Here is a 2,275-nt window from a genome sequence, read left to right as displayed (position 1 = left end):
CTCTCCTACCGTTTATGCAACAGACCTGACCGACGGCAACGAGTTGATCCCTAATCCGCTTTACAATGCCTCGTTAAGCAGCTTCAATACCAACTCGAATTTTAACATTACCAACAACTTTCAGGCCATTGCCGATTTGAACAAAAACCTAAGGCTGCAGCTCAACGCCCAGATTAACAAAGGCAATACAGAGGCCATTAATTTTGTGTCGCCCCTAAACACTGTATTTGAAAATGAAACAGACCCTACTTTAAGAGGCTCTTACGCTTATCAGAAAATAAGTGCGCTCGGCTACAATGTTAACCTTGGCCTCACCTATTCGAAAGTAATTGCAACCAAGCACTCGCTTACAGGATATATGCGCGTAGAGATGGCCCAAAACAACCAGAAGCTGAACGGATATAACGCCGTAGGCTTTCCCAACGCAAGCAATGGCAATCCATCTTTTGCGTATGGCTTTGCCAGCGGATCTACGCCAAACGCTTCCAATTCGCTGACCAGGAGGAATTCTTTTGTAACCTCTGTCAATTACTCTTACAACCAGCGCTATAACGTAGACCTGAGCTTTAATGTAGATGGCTCAACAGCATTTGGCTCCAACAAAAGGTACAAGCCTTACTATGCGGGGGGCCTATCGTGGAATTTGCATAACGAAGCTTTCCTAAAGGGGATCAAGTGGATTAATTTCCTGAAGCTGAGAGCCAATATCGGTATTACCGGCAACCAAAACTTTGGCAATGTGAGCCAATCTGTTTACAACTATTACGCTACCATCAATAGCATAGGACAAGGGGTATACTTGTCGGCTTTAGGTGCTCCAGACCTGGAATGGCAATCGACCCAACAAATTAGCTTGGGCTTGGATGCCAATTTATTAGACAACAGGCTGAATCTGCAACTGAATGCCTACCGCAAATACACCGATCCATTGGTGGTAGCCATTACCTTGCCCTCGTCTACCGGCCTGAACAATTATCCTTTCAATGCCGGAGCTTCTGTGAATAAAGGTTTGGAAGCCACGGTTAACTTCTCGCCCATTTTCCAACCTGGAAAATTTGTATGGACCATTGGGCTGACAGGAAGCATGCTGAAACAAAAATACAGCAAATTCGACAACAAGCTTTCGTCCTTAAATACCGAGCTCAGACAAAGCAACTTGTTAACCAGGTACCGCGACGGCTATAGTGCCTACGATTTATGGGCAGTACCATCGCTTGGTATCGATCCGGCAACCGGTCAGGAAGTGTTTGTGAAACAAAACGGCCAATACACGTTCGACTACAATGCCAACGACCAGGTAGTCGTAGGCTCATCGAGGCCCAAGGCAGAAGGCGTAATCAGCACCACCATAAAATACAAAGGCATCAGTTTCGGTGCGTTTATCAGGTACATTTGGCACCGCGACCAGTTTAACAACGCTCTTTACGAAAAGGTTGAGAACATCTCTTATGCTTCGTTGCGGTATAACCAAGATAAGCGGGCATTATACCAACGTTGGAAAAACCCCGGCGACGTTGCCGAATTCAAAAACATTTCGGCCACTTCAACTACCCCGGTCTCGTCAAGGTTCATCCAGACAGAAAATTCGTTCAGCGGCGAATCGATCAACTTGGGCTACGAATTTAGGGGGCAAAAATGGCTAGATAAGGTAAGCCTCTCTGCATTGACCTTAAATGCCTATTCAAACGACCTTTTTTATGCTTCGACAGTGAAACGTGAAAGAGGTATCGATTATCCATTTACGAGATCAGTTTCAATGAGTATAAGAGCCACTTTTAAATAATTAAACCATGAAAAAGAAATTTATATATATCGGCGTTGCACTGGCTATTATGGCTTTGGCGGGATGCAAAAAGTGGTTAGATGTAAAACCTGAAAACAAATTTGTGGAAGAGCAGCTTTATGCTACGCCCCAAGGATTTGAGGATGCCATGAATGGTTTCTACATCAAGAACGGATCAAATGAAATGTACGGTTCTGTTTTAACCATGACCACGATGGATGTACTGGCGCAATATTACCTGGTAAACTCTGGCAACAACCAATATACCATGTCTACCTATAATTACTCCGACGCAAAATCCAGGGCCATCATTGACGGTATCTGGTCGAACATGTACCTGAATATCCTCAATACAAACAAGTATTTTGAAAGCTTGGACAAATACGGACAGATCCTTAGCGACAAGTCTTTGAAAAGGCTTAAAGGCGAAGCTTATGGCCTGAGGGCATTTTATTATTTCGACTTGATGCGCATGTTTACCAAGCCTTACAC

The 2,275-nt window shown here is 44.3% G+C and carries 1 protein-coding gene and 1 pseudogene; both read left to right on the top strand.

Features of this window, described 5'->3' with window-relative positions:
* Positions 1-1,783: pseudogene (locus JHD69_RS19495) on the top strand (TonB-dependent receptor); the annotation flags it as partial.
* A 7-nt stretch (positions 1,784-1,790) separates the two neighbouring features.
* The coding region (locus tag JHD69_RS19490) for a RagB/SusD family nutrient uptake outer membrane protein (protein ID WP_199142008.1) at positions 1,791-2,275 on the top strand (485 nt) is incomplete at its 3' end.

Origin of the sequence: Pedobacter sp. ASV12 (assembly GCF_016429155.1) — a bacterium.
In the GTDB taxonomy this organism is placed as follows: domain Bacteria; phylum Bacteroidota; class Bacteroidia; order Sphingobacteriales; family Sphingobacteriaceae; genus Pedobacter.
Note: the sequence above shows the minus strand (reverse complement) of the source record. Positions and strands in the feature narration are given on the sequence as shown.